This is a genomic window from Mycobacteriales bacterium, from assembly GCA_040902655.1.
Classification (GTDB): Bacteria; Actinomycetota; Actinomycetes; order Mycobacteriales; family SCTD01; genus SCTD01.
Genome location: JBBDWV010000041.1, coordinates 75,167 through 93,405, shown reverse-complemented (window position 1 = coordinate 93,405; position 18,239 = coordinate 75,167). Strand labels below are relative to the sequence as shown.

Genomic DNA, 18,239 nt, shown 5'->3' with positions numbered 1-18,239 from the left:
CAACAAGCCGTCCGGAAGATCAACAACTCCCGAGACGGTGGATCCGGGCTGAGGCAGGATGGAGGCATGACGAGCCTGTACGACGCGGTGGGTGGCGAGCCGGTCTTCCGGCAGCTGGTCGCCGACTTCTACAAAGGCGTCGCGGACGACCCGGTCCTGCGGCCGCTCTACCCCGAGGACCTGGGGCCCGGCGAGGAGCGGCTGCGGATGTTCCTGGTGCAGTACTGGGGCGGGCCCACCACCTACTCCGAGCAGCGCGGGCACCCGCGGCTGCGGATGCGGCACGTCTCCTGGCAGATCGGCGAGCGGGAGCGCGACGCCTGGCTGGCGCACATGCGTGCGGCGCTGGACCGGCTGGACCTGACGGACGAGGCGCACACCGCGATCTGGGAGCACCTGGAGCGGGCGGCGTACTCCCTGGTGAACCACCCCCCGCAGGAGGACAGCCTGCTGCGCTGACCCCGCCGCAGGTCAGCTCAGCAGCGCACCGGCCAGCGCCTGGCCCTCGCTGCGCACCTGCGCCACCAGGTCGGTGCGATCGGCCACGCCGACGCCCGCCGCAGCCAGCGAGGCGACCACGAAACGGTCCTGGGCCCGCACGGACCTGGCGGCCAGCCCGGCCAGCGCGATACCCCCCTGCAGAGCCCGTCGCAGCGGCGTCGCGCCGGCGGACGGCGGGTCGTGGTGCCGGCCGATGGCCGTGCACAGGTCCTCCGGGAAGTTCCAGGTGCCCAGGACGTCCGCGCCGAGCGTGGCGTGGGTCGCGCCGTACTCCCGGAACTCCAGGACGTGCGCCGGCGGACCGGTCACCGCACGGGCCAGCAGAGTGCGGTGCAGGGCGGGATTGTTGCGCCACAGCAACGCCGTGCCCAGGTCGTGCAGGATCCCCACGCAGAACGCCTGGGGCACGTCGGCGCCGACCCTGCGGGCGAGCAGGGCCGCGCCGGACGCCGTCGCCGCACCGCGGCTCCAGAAGCCGGGCGGCAGCTCCCCGTCCGGCCCGAGACCGGCCGCGGCCAGCGCGGCCAGCGAGCGGACGGTGTCGAAGCCGATCACCGTGACCGCGGCGGATGCCGAGGCCACCCGCCCGGACAGGCCGTAGTAGGCGGAATTGGCCATCCGGAGCATCCGGGCGGTGAGGGCGGGGTCCACGCTCGCCGCCGTCGCCACGCCGGCCGCGGAACTGTCCGGGTCGTCGACGATCTGCACCACGCGCAGCGCCGCAGCCTGGGCGGGCGGAAGCTGCTCGAGCTGCAGGAGGAGCTCCCGGACGAGCATGCCGGCACCGTCGGCCGGCGCCTCGGTCGAACTCACCGCTCGGCCCTCAGTCCGCCGCGGCGGCGAACTGGCGGATGACCACGGCGTCCGCCTGCGGCAGGTCGACGAACTCCACGCCCATCTCCGTCCCCTGCGGGGTGTACTCCTTCCACTGCACGCGCGTGTTCACCTTGATCGTGGATCCGCTCACGGGAAAGAAGATCCGGACCTCGTCGCCCAGCGCCGGCGCCTGCAGTGCCGCGGCTCCCGGTGCGGAGCCGAGCAGGCACCGCAGCCCCGTGACGCTGAGGTCCTGCACAGTCACCGGGGCGTTCTGCTCCGCCCACCATATCCAGGCCGGCTGGACGTACGGCACCCGCCGGGTGGCCCGCCGGTCGAAGATCCGCTCGCGCGCCGCCTCGTCCTCCGAAACGCCGTCGTAGCTGTCGGAGTCGGCGGGCAGCGACGCCAGCAGCGCGAGTGCGCCACCCGCGGCAACGGGCTCCTGCTCCACCGGCCAGCCGGCGGACGGAACCACACCGTTTTCGGCCAGCGACACAGCGGTGCCGGCCGGCCCAGCGGGCTCCGCCGCCAGGGCCACCGGGCGATGCTCCGCCGGCTCGGGCAGGCGCTGCTCGACGAGCAGCCCCGCGACGGCGGCGTCGTCGGGGAGGTTGCCCGCGGCCTCGTCCGGCAGGTCTTCGGCGGAGGCGACCGCAGCTGCCTGCCCGTGCGGGTCGGCCGCGGGCTCCAGCTCCGCCTCGGGGTCCGGCTCCAGCTCCGCCTCGGGGTCCGGCTCCAGCTCCGGGTCGGCAGCGACCTCGACCTCGGGCCTGGGCTCGAGCGAGGGCCGCAGGTCGACGATCAGCGGCGCTGCCGCAGCACGCAGCCGGTAGCGCCGCAGGACCAGCCGACTCGCGCCGGCCGCGGCGGCCAGTGCCGCCGCGATGATGCCGAAGGCGACGATTCGCCCGTCGACACTGACGCTCCTCGGCGCGGAAGCCGACCGGTTGCCCCCGGAGCTCTCCAGGGTCCTGCTTCCCGGGCCGGTCTTCTCCCTGGGCGCCAGCACCCCCTTCTCCTCGCGCTTCTCCTCGCGCCGCACCAGGTCGCCGACAAGCGAGCGGTCGGAGCTGTTCTTGCTCAGCGACTGCTCGCCCGCGAGCTGGACCTGGCGGTCCTGCAACGTCTGCCAGCTCCACCAGGTCAGTCCGGCGGTCGACCCGGCGATGCCCACGAGCAGGGCGGCAGAGGTCAGCAGGTGCCGCCACAGGATCCTACGGCGCACCGGCGGGGTCGTGGCGCGGACGTCGCGAGCGACGGTGGGGGCAGCCGGGGGCCGGAGCGTCAGCCGAGCCCGAGCCGGGACCCGCGGCCGCAACCGGCGGAGCTGGGCCGACACCGACCTCAGCAGCAGGGCCGAGGCATCTCCCAGCGACGGGACAGGGTCGCCGGCGTCAGCCATCGACGTACTCCCGCACCACGTCGCCGAGGGATGCGGCGAGGAAGGGCTTGCCGAGAATGAACTGGGCGCCTGCCGCGAGGGCCTCCTCGCGACGCAGCTCGCTCGCCTGTGCCGTGACGAAGCCGAAGGGCACCGTGTTGCCGGCTCCGCGAAGGCCCCGCAGCAGGTCCATCCCACCGACGCCGGACATCGTCCAGTCGGACAGGATTAGGTCGGGTGCCTCGGTGGTCACGAGGGTGAAGGCCTCGAAGCCGTCACCGGCCTCGAGGAAGGTGTGGCTGCCGAGGCCGGCCTGTTCCAGCGAGCGGATGATGAGCATCCGCATCGCCTTGCTGTCGTCGACGACCAGGATCTTCATGCTGTCCCTGCCTTCCAGATGCTGACGTGGAGCGGGCCCGGTGCGGCGACGAAGGCGACGCGGCGCAGGAGCGCCGGCGGAGCCCCGGCGGCCTCGGGCCGTGGGTCCGGGGACGTCGTCCGGACGGAGGGGATGGACAACGCGCTGGGCGCGGGCAGCAGACTCTTGACGTTGCCGGTCACCACGTTGGCCAGCTCCCCCAGCGCGTCGCATGCCTGCTCATGGGTCACCGTGCCGATCTCGGCGGAGAACATCGTGGCCGCCGCCGCCACGGCATGTCCCTGCGGGCAGTCGAGCTGCAGCGAGCCCTCCCAGGCGCCGGAGATGCTGACCACGGCCGTCAGGACCGGGCCCGCCAGCGCAGCGGACTCCACGGGCACCGAACCAAGGTCCAGGTCGAGGAACGACGACCACACGTCCTGGGTGATCGTGATGAGGTCGTCCGAGCTGAGGGGGATCAGCTCCAGAAGGGTGTCGTTCATGATCGGGCCTTTCCGCTGCGGACTCGGTAACAGGTGGCACGCTCGATCTGGACGCGCTCGAAGTCCTCGTCGATGTTCAGGGTGGTCTCGGCCCCACCCAGCACGAGGAAGCCGCCCGGCCGTAGCACCTGCTTCAGGCGCCCGAGGATCGCGCGCTTGGTCGCCAGGTCGAAGTAGATGAGCACGTTGCGACAGAACACCACGTCGTACGTGCCGGTGGTGGGGGGAAACGGGGTTGCCAGGTTGAGCTGCCGGAACTCCACCATCCGGCGCAGGCCCTCGTCGAGCTCCCACTCGGTCCCGGCCCGGGAGAAGTGCCGGACCAGCCGCTGCACGGGCAGACCCCGGTTGACCTCGAGCTGGGAGTAACGGCCGGTGCGCGCCCGGGTGAGCACCTGCTCGTCGAGATCGGTGGCGACGATCCGGCCGCGCCACCCCGGGTGGGCGAGCAACCAGTCCTGCAGCAGCATCGCCAGGCTGTAGGGCTCCTGGCCCGTCGAGGCGGCCGCGCACCACACGTCGATGCTGCGCTCGGCGTTCCGGGTGCTCTGCAGCGTGTCCAGCAGGTGCCCCGCGAACAGGTCGAACGGGTGCTGGTCCCGGAACCACGACGTCTCGTTGGTCGTCATCGCCTCCACCACCTTGGTGGTCAAGGTGGGTTCCCGGCGGGACTGCAGCCGCTGGACCAGGTGCGCGATGCTTCCGCTGCCCTCGTCCCGCAGGACAGGAGTCAGCCGGGACTCGACGAGGTACTCCTTGCCCGGCTCGAGCACGATCGCCGAGTGCCGGTGCACCAGGTCGCTGATGTAGCGGAAGTCCTCCGCGGCCAGGCTCATGTGGCACCCGCCCGGACGGCGGCGTCGGCGCGGCCGAGCACCAGCCTGAGGATCTCGCCGGCGAGTGCCTCCAGCGGCAGGACCCGCGAGGCGAGCCCGGCGCCGGCGACAGCGCCCGGCATCCCCCACACGACCGAGGTCTTCTCGTCCTGCGCCAGGATCGTGGCGCCCAGGCCGCGTAGCCGCTCGCAGCCGCGCATGCCGTCCTGGCCCATGCCGGTCAGGACCACGCCGAGGGTCCTGCCGCCGTAGACCTCGGCGGCGGAGCGCAGCAGCGGGTCCACCGCGGGTCGGCAGAAGCTCTCGGGCGCCGCTTGGTCCAGAACGACCCGCACGGTGTCGTCGTCCCGGCGCAGCCGCATGTGGTAGTCCCCCGGCGCCAGCAGGACCCGGCCTGGCAGGACGAGGTCGGCCGTCTGCGCCTCGCGGACGCTGAGGGCGCAGGCTGCGTCGAGTCGGCGGGCGAAGCGGGTGGTGAACACCGGCGGCATGTGCTGGACGACGACGATGGGCACCGGGAAGTCGGCCGGCAACGCGGGGAGCAGCTCGGCCAGCGCATCGGGGCCGCCGGTCGAGGCACCGATGGCCACGATGCCGATACCGCCGAAGGCGGGTCGCGGAGCCGGGGGTCGGATCCGGGACACCACTGCCGGATCGGGCAGCGGTCGTGGGCGGGTGGTCAGGGGGCGCAGTCTCGCGCACAGTCCCTTGATCTTGACGACCAGCTCGCTGGAGACCTGCTCCACCCCGCGATGGAGGCTGTCGACGTTGGCCGGCTTGGCCACGAACTCGGTGGGGCCCAGGGCCAGCGCCTCGAGGCTGACGGCCGCGCTGCCGTCGGTGATGCTGCCGAACATCACGACCGGCAGCCTCGGGTAGAGCCGGCGGATCTCCCGCAGGGTGGCCAGACCGTCGAGGTCGGGCATCTCCAGGTCGAGCACGACGAGGTCGGGCGCCACCTGGGGAATCTTGGCGAGCGCGATCCGCCCGGACGCCGCGGTACCGGCGATCGCGAGCTCGGGATCTGCGCTCAGCACGTCGCTGAGGAACCGGCGGACCACCACCGAGTCGTCCACGACGAGCACGTGGATGCGGGACATGTCAGGCGTCGACCAGCCCGAGCAGGTTGAGCTTGTCCACGATCGCGTCGCCGGTGAACGGCTTGATGACGTACTCGTGCGCGCCGGCGGCCAGCGCCCGGACGACCTGGGAGTGCTCGCTCTCCGTGGTCACCATCATGAGGGTGATCTGCCGCCACTCCTTTGTCCGGCGCACGGCGCTGACGAACTCCAGACCGTTCATGACCGGCATGTTCCAGTCCACCAGGCACACGTCCGGAAGGGCCTCCCCGGTCGTGAGCAGGTCGATCGCCTCCTGCCCGTGCCCGGCCTCCTCGACCTCGAAGCCGAGCTCGGCCAGCGTGCGCCGCAGGATGCTCCGCATCGCGCGTGAGTCGTCTATCACCAGTGCCCGCATGAGCTGCTCCTCGCCTCTGGCCGGATCAGTGGGTGGTGGACAGGGCGTACGTCGCCGGCCCGCGCTGCGCGGGCAGGTCGACGGCGTGTGCAGCAGCCTCGAACCGGAACTGGTTGACCAGCTGCTGGAGCTCGGTGGCCAACCGGGCGAGCTCGTTGGCCGCCGCCTGCGACTGGGTCACCCCGGAGCTGGTGGTCTGCGCCGCAGAGGCGACTCCGGAGATGTTGGACGCGATCTCGGTCGAGCCGGTCGCGGCCTCGGCGATGTTGCGGCTCATCTCGTTGGTGGTGGCGGTCTGCTCCTCCACCGCCGAGGCGATGGTGGTCTGGAAGTCGTTGATCCGGCCGATGATGGCGCTGACCTCGCCGATGGCCTCGACCGCGGCCCGGGTGTCGGACTGGATGGCCTCGACCCGGCGGCCGATGTCCTCGGTTGCCTTGGCGGTCTCCTGCGCGAGGTCCTTGACCTCGTTGGCCACGACCGCGAAGCCCTTGCCGGCCTCGCCCGCACGGGCCGCCTCGATGGTCGCGTTCAGCGCCAGCAGGTTGGTCTGCTCGGCGATGGAGGTGATCACCTTGACGACGTTGCCGATCTCGGCGGAGCTGGTGCCGAGCTTGGCGACGGTGGCGTTGGTCGTCTGCGCCACGCTCATCGCGCTGGCCGCCACGCGGGCCGCCTCGTCGGCGTTCTGGGCGATCTCGCGGATGGAGGCACCCATCTCCTCGGCGCCGGTCGCCACCGTCTGCACGTTGCGGCTGACCTGCTCGGCCGCGACGGAGACGACGCCGGACTGCGCGGAGGTCTCCTCGGCGTTGGCGGCGATCTGGTTGTTCACGGCGGAGAGCTCCTCGCTCGAGGAGCTGAGCGTGGTGGCGCTGCCGGCCATCGCCTGCACCGCCTGGCGCATGTTCTCCGTGGCGACGTCCAGGGCGCGGGCCATCGTGCCGACCTCGTCCTTGCTGTCGATGTTGGCGGTGCGGGTGAGGTCGCCCTGCGCCACGCCCTCGAGCACGTCGGAGACGGTGCGCAGCGGCCTGGTGATGAGCCGGGCGACGTAGGTGGCCAGGCCGAGCCCGGCGACCAGGCCGAGGACCAGGAAGAGCAGGATCGCCTGGCGGGCGTCGGCGACGGTCTGCGCCGCCTCGCGCGTGTTGGCCTGCGCATCCGCCTGCTCGGCCTCCTGAGCCTGGCTCAGCAGGTCGAGAGCGGATTCCGCCATCGGGGCGGCCTTCTCGTTACGAACCCGCTGGAAGGTGGCCTCGTCGTTCGCCCGGCTGGCCGGCAGCAGCTCGTTGTCGCGCACCTGCCGGTATCCGGCCCAGACCGTGACGAACTCCTCCACCTGCGCCAGCCCGGCCGGGTTGCTCTCCCGGTAGGCCGCGATGTCCGCGTCGACGTGGACGTCGTCCTCCTCGATAGCCTTCTCGTACGACGCCATGACCTTCGGGTCGGCGCTCAGGGCGTGGTTGGTCAGGTCCACGCGCGACTGGAGCGTGGCAGCCCGCACGTCGCCCAGCGTACGGATCGACACCATGTTGCTGTCGCTGATGACGGCCGCGCGCTGCTGCACCGAGCCCAGCCGGCTGATGCTGAGCAGGCCGATGCCGACGGCGACGACGGCGACCGCGAGGACCGCGGCCAGGATCTTGGGGCCGACGTTGAGGTCGGTGAACCTGCGGGAGAGGGCGTTGCCCGAGCGGATCGGGCTCCTCGTGGGAGTGCTAGCCATGACCGGCCGTTCCTTTCGTGGAGGGGGAAGAAGGCCTGGTCAGGCCGTCGGGGTGGGAGGCGATGGTGACGACGCCGGCGACGTCGAGGGCGAGCAGCAGCTCGGTGTCGAGCTTGTAGGCGCCGCGGATGAGCGCCCGGGCCGGGCCGACCAGCGTCTCGGGCGGGGGTTCGAAGTCGTCGTCCCGGGCGTCGACGACGTCGCCGATCTGGTCGACGAGCAGGCTGACCGGACCGGTGTCGGTGCGCACGATGACGTTCACCGGCCGCTCCGGGCCGCCTCGCGACCACGTCGAGAGCCGTTGCCGGACGTCGATGGCCGGGATGACCTGGCCGCGCAGGTTGATCAGCCCGGCCACCGCCGGAGCGGCGAGCGGTACGGGCGTCATCGGCTGGTAGCGGATGATCTCCTGGACACTCTCGACCTCCACGCCGAACAGCTGGCCGCCGACGGTGAAGGTGGTGAACTGCTGGCTGCTCATGCGAAGACACCCAGGGACGTGGGCAGCTCGGTGCTGTAGAAGTGCGGGTCGCCGCTGAGGATGGCCTCCCGGACATTCAGCAGCTCGGTCACCCGCCCCTGGACGACCGCCGAGCCCGACTGCTCCTGCTCGTCGCTGCCGGCCACGTCGCGGGTGATGTCGACGATGGAGTCCACCACGAGCCCGACGCTGCGGCCGTTCTCGGTGTAGACGATGACGTTGAGCGGGTCGGCCGACCCGCCGGAGCCGTGGTCGAGCCGAACCAGGGGCAGGATCGCCCCGCGGTACTGCACGACCTCGCGATGCCCGACCTGCTCCGCGGCGGCTGCCGGGAACTGCTCCAGGCGGGTGACCATCGCCAGCGGGATGGCAGCGGGACGTCCGCCGCAGCCGACGAGCAGCAGCGGCTGGGCGACCCGGGACGCCGCGCTGCTGTCGACCTGCTGCGCGGAGGACCGGCGGTCACTGCCCGGCTGCAGGACGTGGGCCCGCTGAGCCAGCGCCAGCGTGTCCAGGATCAGCGCCACCGCGCCGTCACCCAGGATGGTCGCACCGGCGTAGAGCGCAAGGCCCTTCAGCTGTGCGCCGAGCGGCTTGACGACGATCTCCTCGGTGTTGTGGATCCGGTCCACCACGAGCCCGAATTGCCGCTCGTCGGCCTGCAGGACGACGATGAAGGTGGCCGAGCCGTCGTCCTCGCGCTTGGGCAGTGTGAGCTGCTCGTTGAGGTAGACCAGCGGCAGCAGGTTCCCGCGCAGCCGCAGCACCGGTGCACCCGAGATGCGCTCGATGGCCTTCCCTGCGCCGGAGCTGCCTTCCTCCAGGCGGACGAGCTCGACCAGGCTGACCTGCGGGATCGCGTACCGCTGCTCGCCGCAGGCGACGATCAAGGCAGGGATGATCGCGAGTGTCAGCGGGATCTTGAAGCGGAACGTCGTGCCGCGGCCGGGGCGGCTGGTCACGTCGACCGCGCCGCCGATCTTCTCGATGTTGGTCTTCACGACGTCCATGCCGACGCCGCGGCCGGACACGTTCGTGACCTCGCCCGCGGTGGACAGGCCGGGAAGGAAGACCAGCTGCAGCAGCTCACGCTCGGTCATCCGGGCCAGCTGCTCGGTGGTGACCATGCCGCGCTCGAGCGCCTTTGCACCCAGCCGCCCGGCGTCGATGCCGCGCCCGTCGTCGACGATCTCGACGTTGACCTGACCGCCCTCGTGGAAAGCGCGCAGCAGCAGGGTTCCCTCGGCCGGCTTGCCGGCGGCCTGCCGCTCCTCGGGCGTCTCGAAGCCGTGGTCCACCGCATTGCGCACGCAGTGCGTGAGCGGGTCCTTGATCGCCTCGAGGATGGTCTTGTCCAGCTCGGTGTCGCGGCCCTGCAGCTCCAGGTGCACCTGCTTGCCGCAGGCCACGCCGAGGTCGCGCACGATGCGGATGAGCTTGCTCCACAGGTTGTCGATGGGCTGCAGGCGCGTCTTCATGACGCCCTCCTGCAGCTCGCTGGCGATGAGGTTCAGCCGCTGCGAGGAGCGGGTCAGGGCCGCGTCGCCGCGACCTCCCGCGTGCTGCACGATCTGGTTGCGGGTGAGGACAAGCTCGCCCACCAGGCGCATGAGCGAGTCCAGCAGGTCCACGTCGACCCGGATCGTGCTGTCAGCGGCGGACCGGCCGGTCTCGACCTGCACCTCGAGCGCGTTGACGACGTGATCGGCGTCCGTGGCACCGAGCCCGACGAGGATCTCGCCGATCCGGCGCTCGTCGCCGCCGGCCTGCGCCAGCACCGCCAGCGTGACGTCCTCCAGCTCGACGTCGCCGGTCTGGATCATGACCTGGCCCAGCGGCTGCGTCCCCACCACCGGGCCGACGTGCGTGGGAGAGGCGTACGGGGCCTGGTTGCGGGGCTCGGCGGACTCGTCCCGGGGCTCCTGCAGCGCGGTCAGGGTCGCGATCAGGTCGGCGTTGTCGGCGCTGCCCTCCTCGCCGGTCTTCTCGATCCGGGCCAGCGCGTTGCGGATCGCGTCGACCAGCCGGAGCAGCGCGTCGACCACGTCCGGCGTGAGCGCCAGCCGGCCGTCGCGGAGCTGGACCAGCAGGCTCTCCCCGACATGCGCGACGCGCTCGAGCTGCGGGAAGGGCAGGAAGCCGCAGGTGCCCTTGATCGTGTGGATGGTGCGGAAGACGCTGCCGAGCAGGGGCCGGGAGTCCGGCTCGTGCTCCAGGGCGACCAGGTCCAGGTCCAGCTGGTCGAGGTTCTCGTGGCTCTCGAGCAGGAACTCGCGGACGATGTCGTCGAGCTCCACGCCACGTCCCTCCTAACCAGTGGGGACGACGTGTGCGTCCCGCTCGTCACTGGTATCGGGCTGTTCGCGCCGAACCTGAGCCTTCAGGTCGTGCCGGGTGTGTCCTTCTCGTCAGCCTTGTCGGGATCGGGAGCAGACAGCAGGCTGCCCAGGGCGCTGATCGCCTCGGCCGACGGGGAGGCGGCGGACTTGTTGGCCTCCTGCAGCTCGAGGAAGACCTCCTCGCGGTGCACCGCCACGTCCCGGGGCGCGGACACGCCCAGGCGGACCTGGTCGCCGCGCACCTCCAGGATCGTGATGACCACGTCCTTGCCGATCATGATGCTCTGCTGACTGCGGCGGGTGAGGACCAGCATCTGGTGTTCCTTCCGTGGTGGACCAGGAAGGCCAGCATAGGCAGGGCGACCGGGCAGGCGGGTGCACAGCACCCTCGCCGAGGTCAGGACCGGTGGGCCTCGCAGCGATGCCGCACGGCCGTGACCTGGACGAGGCGGTGCACGTCATCGAGGTGGTACAGGATCCGGTAGCTGCCTCGGCGGGCGGTCCAGGCAGGGGCCATCGGCGGCGCGAGCGGCTTGCCGACGCGGTGTGGGTCGTCGAGCAGCGGACCGGTGATGAACTCATAGGCCGCTGCGGCCACCTTCTCGGGCAGCTGTTCTGCCAGGGCTCTCGCCGCCGGGCGCGCGATGTGCAGCCGGTAGCGCTCGCTCACCGCCGGAGCCGACCTGCCCTCCGCATGGTGTCGGCGAGCTGCTCGGCGTCCAGGACGTCACCGGCCTCGAGAGCCGCGCGACCGTCCACGTGTGCCGCCAGCAGGTCGGCGTCGGAGAGGACGGCGATCGTGTCCTGCAGCGTGTCGTAGTCGTCGGCGGAGAGCAGCACCGCCGCGCGACGACCGTTGCGGGTGATCTCGAAACGCTCGTGGGTGCTTGCCGCGTCGTCGATCAGCCGCGAGAGCTGCGCGCGGGCGTCCGCCAACGGGAGGGTCGTCATGTACAGAATCCTAGCGCGAATCCGCGACGACATGTCCAGTAAGCCGGTGGTCGAGCCCGATCGGCGTCAGGGGCGCAGCGGGGCGCGCAGCGGCCAGTCGGCCTGCAGGACCACCTGCGCGGCAGAGCGGGTGCGCTGGTTGATGACGATCGGGGCCAGCAGGTTGGCCGTGGCGGTCTCGATACCGGTCCCGACCGTGAGCATGACCAGCAGCAGGACGTCCGTCGCGTCGGTGATGCCCAGCAGGTCGACGGTGGCGTCGTCCAGCTCCGGGGCGTAGTCGGCGAAGAACACGGCCGGCGGTGCGACGACGAACTCCAGGCCCTCCACGTCCAGGCTGCGCAGGAGGAAGAGCGGGCTGGCCTCGGGCAGCTCGACGAGCGCGTAGCGGTCGGCTCCGGGGAAGCCGGCCAGGCCGCCGTCCATCGTCAGCACGGGCAGGACAGTCTCAGGCAGAACGGCAGTGGTCAACGAAGGCTCCTGTTAGCGAAGGAAGTCGAGAAGGGAGGGCTGGACGACACGGGCAGTGGCGCCGAGAGCCGCCTTGTAGGCGACCTCTTGCATCTGGAGCTCGACGATCGTCTTCGGCAGGTCGATGTCCTCGGCCTCCGACAGGCTGTTCGTCAACGTGAGCAGCTGGTCCTCGGCCGCGTTGCGCATGGTCTCGACGCGGTTGAAGCGGGCGCCGACCTGGCCGAGGGTGGTGATCACGCGGTCGACCGCGACGTCGAGGTTCTTCAGCCCTGTGCTGAGGTCGGCGTGCATGTCGGGTGTCTGGCCGCGCAGTGCGTCCGAGATCTTCTTCAGCACGGTGAACAGGTGCGAGTCCTCACCGTCCTTGCCAAACACGTCCGGCCCGTTCACGTTCGCCTCCACTTTGACCCCGGGCGCGACGGTCCGGGTGACCTTGCCGCCGTCGCCGAGAAAGGTCCCTGCCTTGTCGTACGCATCGGCTGAGTTGGTGTTGCCGCCGAAGATCGGCCGGTCGAGGTAGCGCGTGTTCGCCATACCGAGCAGCCCCTCGCGCAGGGTGTCGATCTCGGCGGCGATGGCTTCACGTGCCTGCGGGTTCAGCGTGTCGTTCAGCCCCTGGATGGTGAGCTCGCGTACACGGCCCGTCATGTTCAGCGAGTCGGTCAGCGCCGCGTCGGTCGTGCCGAGCACCGCGAGGCCGTCGTCGGCGTTGCGGGCGTACTGCTCGGTGCGCCGGATGCCGGAGCGGAACTGCATCGCCTCGACGGTCTTGACCGGGGAGTCGGACGGCCGGCTGACCTCCTTACCGGAGGACAGCTGCTCCTGCAGCTTCTGCATGCGGCCCATGTTGGCCTGCAGACCGGCCAGCATCGTGTTGCTGACGGTCCGCTGCGTGATGCGGAAAGCGGTGGACATGGCGAGATCTCCTAGCGGCCGACGATGCCGGTGCGGTTGATGAGGGTGTCGAGCATCTGGTCGACGGCACTGACGAAGCGGGCAGCGCCCTCGTAGGCGCGCTGGTAGGCGAGCATGCTGGTCATCTCCTCGTCCAGGTTGACACCGGCCTCGGCCTCCCGGGCCCCGTCGATCTGGCTGAGGATGTTGCTCTGGATGTCGACCCGGCGGTTCGCGGTCTGCGCCTCGACGCCCAGCCCCACCACGATCTGCCGGTAGAGCTCGTCCGGGCCACCCTTGGCCGTCGACAGCTCGGCCAGCCTGGCGGCGTTGCCGCCGCTGCGGTTGGGCGACGGCGACAGGGGGTCTCCCTCGTCGCTGGCCGCCACTCGCTCCGGGTCGGTGAAGGCCACTACCAGCCGCCCGTCCGCACTCGAGGTGTAGAAGTCCCCGCCCGGCAGGCCGTTCTGGTCGTATCCGGCGGTGTGCACGTCGTTGACCTGGGTGATCAGCTTGCCGGACAGTGCGCTGAGCTGGTCGCGGTGGCGGGGCAGCACGTCGTTCATGCCCTGCACCAAGCCACCGCTGCTCCCGCCGGTCGAGACCGGGTAGCCGTCCCGTTCCCAGGCCAAACCGACCAGCGGGGTCGGCGTGGCTGCGGGCGGGTCGATCTGCGGCTGCGGCATGGACTCGGGGCCGGTGACCGCCAACCGCTCCGCCGTGTCGCCGCGGACGAGCGCCGTGCCACCCACGTAGACGTCCACAGAGCCGGACTCGCCCGGACGAAGCGTCACCCCGGCCAGCTCGCCGAGGCGCTGCACCATGAGGTCGCGCTGGTCGGCCAGGTCGTTGGGGGACAGGCCCGCCTTCGTCGCGCTCATGATCGCCCGGTTGTACTCCGCGACGGAGGAGGCCGTGGCGTTGATGTCCTGCACGGTGGCGGAGAGCTGCTCCCGCGAGGCCGACCACTGCTTCTCGAGCCGCTCCGAGGCGCCGTTCAGGCCGCCGGCCAGCGTCTGCGCCCGCTCGAGGAGCTGGCTGCGGGCCGCCAGGTTGTCGGGCTGGTTGGCGACGTCGTCCCAGCCGGACCAGAAGTCGGCCAGCTGCGACTGGATGCCTGAGTCGCCCGGCTCGGACAGGACCGCCTCGACGCGACCGAGCAGCACCTGGTTGCCCCGCAGACCCGCATCGGTACCGCGCTCCTGCACCGAGCGCGCCTCGAGGAAGACGTCCCGCAGGCGCTCGACAGCCGCGGTGGTGACGCCGTTACCGGCACCGTTCCAGCGCGAGTGGATCGCCGGGATGAGCGGGCCGCCGTCTGCCTGCAGCCGCAGCCGCTGGCGGCTGTAGCCCTCGGTGTTGGCGTTGGAGATGTTGTGGCCGGTCAGCTCGAGGCCACGGCGCTGCGCGTAGAGCGAGGACAGTCCGACACTCAGGCCGGAGAAGGTGGACATGTCAGATCGCCTCGTTCAGCAGTCGGGGGCCACGGTTGCGCTGCACGCTCTGGCCGGAAGGGTCGTAGGTGGCGACCTCCGGCTCACCCAGGGACATCAGCGTCTCCCGGGCGGCGCGGAAGCCGCTGGTCAGCAGCTCCTTGTTGGCCTGGGCCAGTGCGGAGATCTCCTGGCTCGCGGCCAGGAAGGCATTGCGGTGCTCGCGCAGGATGTCGTCCCAGGGCGCCGGTGCCTTCTCGGCCAGCACCCGCAGGCTGACGTCCGGCTCGAGCCCCAGCGAGGCTGCGACGGCCTCCACCTCGACGGCCCGGCCGAGCTCGGCCCGGCGCAGCTCCTCGAGCACCATCTCGACCTCGCGGGTGGCGTGACCCAGCCAGCGCGAACGTCCCGCGGCCAGCAGCAGCTGCTCCTCCTCCAGCTTGAACAGCAGGAGGTCCAACAGCTCACGCTCACGCCACAGGATGCTCGACACCTCGGTCAGTGACATGCCCTCGCCTCAGAACTGACACCCCGGCTCTCGGGGGTCGTGGTCTTGTCATCGGCGTCTCCTGCCCCCGGTTGAGGGGTTTCGGCCACCTGCTCCGACGGACTAGTCCCATCGGGCGATTTCTCGATTCGTATGGCCGAAACACTCAACCAGCAGCTGGTAGCAGGCCGAGAGCATGGCCATGCCGATCGCCGCGCCCGAGTCGCCCGCAGCCCTGTCTCCCGCCGAGGAGGACGCCCTGGTCCGCCAGCACCTCCCTCTCGTCGGCTACGCCGTCAGCGACCTGAGCCGTCGACTCCCGGCGCACGTCCAGCGCGATGACCTGATGTCGGCGGGCATGGCCGCCCTGGCGATGGCCGCGCGCAGCTTCCAGGAGGAGCGGGGCGTCCCCTTCGGCCGCTACGCCTCCCGCCGGATCCAGGGAGCCCTGCTCGACGAGCTGCGCAACCACGACTGGGCCAGCCGGTCGGTGCGCCGCCGGGCTCGCGAGCAGGACGAGGCGGCCGGCCAGCTGGCCGCTCGGTTGGGCCGGGAGGCGACACCCGCCGAGCTGGCCGAGACCATGGGCGTCCGGGTGGACGAGATCGCAGCCAACCAGCACGACGTGCACCGGTCGGTCGTGCTGAGCTTCCAGGCCGTCGTCGAGGACCACGGGGTGGACAGCGTCCTGCCGAGCCGTGAGCCGAGCCCGGACCAGGTCCTGCTCGAGCGCGAGCGCCAGGCCTACCTGCGCGACGCCGTCGAGCTGCTGCCCGAGCGGCTGCGGGCCGTCGTCGTCGGTGTCTTCTTCGAGGAGCGCCCGATGCAGCAGATCGCCGACGAGTTCGGTGTCACCGAGTCGCGCATCTCGCAGATGCGCTCGGAGGCGCTCGCCCTGCTCAAGGACGGCCTGACGGCCAACCTCTCCCCCGAGGCGCTGCCGCAGGAGGAGCGCCCCGACGGCCGGGTGGCCCGGCGCAAGGCGGCGTACTACACGGCCATCGCGACGCAGTCGGACTACCGCACCCGGCTGAGCGTTCCGGTTCCCGCGGCTCCGCTCGTCGGGGCGGCGCACTCCGCCTGACATCCGGGCCAGAGGCCTGGGCGGTCGACCGGCCGGGACATCTGCCGACGACAGGGCAGATGATGGGGCAGAGTGTCCGCCTACCTCCTGGAGCACGGCATGCGCCTCACGGCGTCCATCATCATCCCGGCCTGGAATGGGTGGGAGCTGACCCGCGCCTGTCTCGAGTCGCTCCGGCCGACGCTCGGCCTGCGTGACCAGGTCATCGTCGTCGACAACGGGTCGGTCGACGGGACGGCGCAGGGCCTGGCCCGCTACTCCTGGGTGACGGTGGTCTCCCATCCGCAGGACCTCGGCTTCGCGGCCAGCTGCCACAGCGGCGCCGCTGTGGCGCAGGGCGACGTGCTGGTCTTCCTCGGCAACGACACGCTGCTGCCCTCACGCTGGCTGGACGGGCTGCTCGCACCGTTCACCGACCCGACGGTCGGCGCGACCGGGCCGCGGTCGAACGACATCTCGGGGGCGCAGCTCGTACCGGACGTGACGTATGACGCCGTGCGCATGTCCGAGCTGCAGCGGTACGCCCGCGCCTGGCGGGCAGAGCATCGCGGGGAGACGACCAGCGCCACCAGCCTGGACGGCAGGTGCCTCGCCGTGCGACGCGACCTGTTCGACCGGTTGGAGGGCTTGCCGGCCCGGAGCGACCAGGATGGTGCCGAGGCAGAGGGCCTCTGCCGGCGGATCGCTGAGGCCGGCTTCCGTCTGCTCGTCGCCGACGAATGCTTCGTGCACCGCGCCTCGCCCACGCCGTCCGGGATCCGGCGTACCGACCGGCCGGTCCGGGACGGAGGGCAGCTGTCCGCCGCCCACCGCCGGCAGCAGCGCACGTCGGGCAGCGGTGCCGTGCTCCTGTCGGCCTGCATGATCGTCAAGAACGAGCAGGACACGCTTCCCGCCTGCCTTACGGCAGTGCAGGACGTGGTCGAGGAGATCGTGGTCTACGACACCGGGTCCACGGACAAGACGGTGGAGATCGCACGCGCTGCCGGAGCGACGGTCGTCGACGGCCACTGGGACGACGACTTCGCGCGGGCGCGCAACAGTGCCCTGGAGCACTGCCGCGGGGAGTGGATCCTGCACGTGGACGCGGACGAGCTGGTGCTCACAGACCGGACCACGCTACGCGCCGAGATCGCTCAGACCACTGCGGATGCTCTGGAGGTGGAGATCGACAACCTCGGCGACGACGGCGAGGTGGCGGTCGAGCACGTGGCGGTCCGCCTCTTCCGCCGGCGCCGGGCGCACTGGCAGGGCCGCCTGCACGAGCGGGTGGTCGCCCGTGGCGGGACGCTCACGTTCGCCCGCTGCGCAAGCCTTCGCCTGCGGCACTCGGGCTACACCGCAGCGGCGCAGGCCGCCGGCGACAAGGTCGCACGCAACCTCCGGATCGCGCGCGCCGCCGTGGAGGCGGACGGCGGCATCGACCTGCACACCAGGATCGGCCTCGCGCGGGCCCTCATCTCGGCCGGCCGGCACGAGGAAGCAGTCCCCCACCTGCAGCACGTTCGCACGACGACCTCGGACAGCGAACTGCTGCGCCACGCGTTGCGTGCCGGTGCAGAGGCACTGGTGGCGCTCGAACGCCCACAGGAGGCGCTGAGCTGGCTGCAGAGCCTGCGTGCCCACACCGGCAGCAGTGCCATGGCCGATCACCTCGAGAGCCTGGCCCACGCCCAGGCGGGCGACGCCCAGGCAGCGCTGGACGCACTCGCCCGGCTGGACCGGGCGTCGGACGAGGAGATGAGCCTCGGCCGGCACGCCGTGGGGGTACAGCGGGCACGGGTCCTCACCGACGCCGGTCGCTGGCACGAGGCCGCTCAGGAGCTCTGGGTGCTTGCCTCCGGCGGGCTGCTGCCGCTGCGCTCCTGGCCGGCGATCGTGGAGGCGCACTGGCAGGCCGGTCTCGGGCTCGAGCGGGTCGCGGACGTCCTGCCGGAGGATGCCGTGCCGGTGCTCGGACGGGTGCTGGCGGCTCCGACGGAGGCGGTCGACCTGCTGCTCGAAACGCTCTGGCAGCGCTGGGGGCCAGATCCCAGGCTGCTCGCCACAGCCGCTCAGCTGGGCCCGCACCTCAGCCTGGAGCGCGCGCTTGAGTGGTCCCTGCGACTTCGCGAAGACGGCCTGGTGCAAGAGTGCACGCTGGCGGCGCTGGCCGGCTCGACCTCCGCCCCCGTCCTGGACCGGCTGCGGGCCTGCGCCGTGCTCCACGAGGCGGTCGGTGATCCGCGTGGGATCATGAGCCTGGCGGCGGCCGCCGCCGCCGTGCCGATCGAGGACCTGCGCCCGGCCTTGCTCTCACTGGACGAGCTCTGTCCGCGGCTGCTGGGTGACTTCGTGCAGCTGGCGGCCAGCGACTCTGCGCGGACAACGGCGCTGGCCGAGGTCTTGACGGCGTTGGGGGCGGTGGAGCAGGCGCAGGTGCTGCTGGATCGCGGGGTCTGAAACTTTTTTGGGCGATGTTGTCGTCTGGGCTCAGGTCGACGCTGCGGCGGC

20 protein-coding genes are annotated in these 18,239 nt (G+C 71.4%); 3 read left to right on the top strand and 17 right to left on the bottom strand.

Annotated elements, in window-relative coordinates; genetic code table 11:
- Positions 1-66 precede the first annotated feature (66 nt).
- Positions 67-459, top strand: a complete 393-nt coding sequence (locus WD794_11995) for a globin (protein ID MEX2291032.1) — start codon at positions 67-69, stop codon at positions 457-459.
- A gap of 12 nt (positions 460-471) precedes the next feature.
- Here WD794_11995 and WD794_11990 read toward each other — a convergent pair whose 3' ends face one another.
- From WD794_11990 to flgN, 17 genes are all read right to left on the bottom strand, one after another.
- Complete coding sequence (locus WD794_11990) at positions 472-1,314, bottom strand: HDOD domain-containing protein (GenBank protein MEX2291031.1); 843 nt, start codon at positions 1,312-1,314, stop codon at positions 472-474.
- A gap of 10 nt (positions 1,315-1,324) precedes the next feature.
- The gene (locus WD794_11985; protein MEX2291030.1) at positions 1,325-2,722 is read right to left on the bottom strand and encodes a PilZ domain-containing protein; all 1,398 of its coding nucleotides are present in this window, start codon (positions 2,720-2,722) and stop codon (positions 1,325-1,327) included.
- Positions 2,715-3,080 carry a response regulator gene (locus WD794_11980; protein MEX2291029.1) on the bottom strand — a complete coding sequence of 122 codons (366 nt, stop codon included), beginning with the start codon at positions 3,078-3,080 and terminating at the stop codon, positions 2,715-2,717. The genes WD794_11985 and WD794_11980 overlap by 8 nt, the downstream gene beginning before the upstream one ends.
- On the bottom strand, positions 3,077-3,562 hold the full coding sequence (locus WD794_11975) for a chemotaxis protein CheX (protein MEX2291028.1): 486 nt from the start codon (positions 3,560-3,562) through the stop codon (positions 3,077-3,079). The genes WD794_11980 and WD794_11975 overlap by 4 nt, the downstream gene beginning before the upstream one ends.
- Positions 3,559-4,398, bottom strand: a complete 840-nt coding sequence (locus WD794_11970; protein MEX2291027.1) for a protein-glutamate O-methyltransferase CheR — start codon at positions 4,396-4,398, stop codon at positions 3,559-3,561. Before WD794_11970 ends, WD794_11975 begins: the two co-directional genes overlap by 4 nt.
- On the bottom strand, positions 4,395-5,498 hold the full coding sequence (locus tag WD794_11965; GenBank protein MEX2291026.1) for a chemotaxis response regulator protein-glutamate methylesterase: 1,104 nt from the start codon (positions 5,496-5,498) through the stop codon (positions 4,395-4,397). The genes WD794_11970 and WD794_11965 overlap by 4 nt, the downstream gene beginning before the upstream one ends.
- 1 nt (position 5,499) lies before the next feature.
- Positions 5,500-5,874 (bottom strand): response regulator, encoded by a 375-nt coding sequence (locus WD794_11960; GenBank protein MEX2291025.1) that lies wholly within the window; start codon positions 5,872-5,874, stop codon positions 5,500-5,502.
- A gap of 25 nt (positions 5,875-5,899) precedes the next feature.
- On the bottom strand, positions 5,900-7,603 hold the full coding sequence (locus WD794_11955) for a methyl-accepting chemotaxis protein (GenBank protein ID MEX2291024.1): 1,704 nt from the start codon (positions 7,601-7,603) through the stop codon (positions 5,900-5,902).
- Positions 7,596-8,084 (bottom strand): chemotaxis protein CheW, encoded by a 489-nt coding sequence (locus tag WD794_11950; GenBank protein MEX2291023.1) that lies wholly within the window; start codon positions 8,082-8,084, stop codon positions 7,596-7,598. The genes WD794_11955 and WD794_11950 overlap by 8 nt, the downstream gene beginning before the upstream one ends.
- A complete protein-coding gene (locus WD794_11945; protein MEX2291022.1) occupies positions 8,081-10,381 on the bottom strand; it encodes a chemotaxis protein CheW in 2,301 nt (766 codons plus the stop codon). The genes WD794_11950 and WD794_11945 overlap by 4 nt, the downstream gene beginning before the upstream one ends.
- 83 nt (positions 10,382-10,464) lie before the next feature.
- Positions 10,465-10,737, bottom strand: coding sequence for a carbon storage regulator CsrA (gene csrA, locus WD794_11940; GenBank protein ID MEX2291021.1), 273 nt, complete (start codon positions 10,735-10,737; stop codon positions 10,465-10,467).
- Between the two features lie 83 nt (positions 10,738-10,820).
- Positions 10,821-11,093: a type II toxin-antitoxin system RelE/ParE family toxin gene (locus tag WD794_11935; GenBank protein ID MEX2291020.1), complete on the bottom strand. Its 273-nt coding sequence runs from the start codon at positions 11,091-11,093 to the stop codon at positions 10,821-10,823.
- Complete coding sequence (locus WD794_11930; protein ID MEX2291019.1) at positions 11,090-11,374, bottom strand: type II toxin-antitoxin system Phd/YefM family antitoxin; 285 nt, start codon at positions 11,372-11,374, stop codon at positions 11,090-11,092. Before WD794_11930 ends, WD794_11935 begins: the two co-directional genes overlap by 4 nt.
- Positions 11,375-11,440: 66 nt before the next feature.
- Positions 11,441-11,845 carry a flagellar assembly protein FliW gene (locus WD794_11925; protein ID MEX2291018.1) on the bottom strand — a complete coding sequence of 135 codons (405 nt, stop codon included), beginning with the start codon at positions 11,843-11,845 and terminating at the stop codon, positions 11,441-11,443.
- A gap of 12 nt (positions 11,846-11,857) precedes the next feature.
- A complete protein-coding gene (flgL, locus tag WD794_11920; protein MEX2291017.1) occupies positions 11,858-12,763 on the bottom strand; it encodes a flagellar hook-associated protein FlgL in 906 nt (301 codons plus the stop codon).
- A gap of 11 nt (positions 12,764-12,774) precedes the next feature.
- Positions 12,775-14,196: a flagellar hook-associated protein FlgK gene (flgK, locus tag WD794_11915; protein MEX2291016.1), complete on the bottom strand. Its 1,422-nt coding sequence runs from the start codon at positions 14,194-14,196 to the stop codon at positions 12,775-12,777.
- 1 nt (position 14,197) lies between these two features.
- Positions 14,198-14,683, bottom strand: coding sequence for a flagellar export chaperone FlgN (gene flgN, locus WD794_11910; GenBank protein ID MEX2291015.1), 486 nt, complete (start codon positions 14,681-14,683; stop codon positions 14,198-14,200).
- Positions 14,684-14,858: 175 nt separating this feature from the next.
- On the opposite strand from flgN, the gene WD794_11905 reads away from it, so the two are divergent.
- Both WD794_11905 and WD794_11900 read left to right on the top strand, forming a co-directional pair.
- Positions 14,859-15,746, top strand: a complete 888-nt coding sequence (locus WD794_11905) for a sigma-70 family RNA polymerase sigma factor (protein ID MEX2291014.1) — start codon at positions 14,859-14,861, stop codon at positions 15,744-15,746.
- 72 nt (positions 15,747-15,818) lie between these two features.
- A complete protein-coding gene (locus WD794_11900) occupies positions 15,819-18,188 on the top strand; it encodes a glycosyltransferase (GenBank protein MEX2291013.1) in 2,370 nt (789 codons plus the stop codon).
- Positions 18,189-18,239 lie beyond the last annotated feature (51 nt).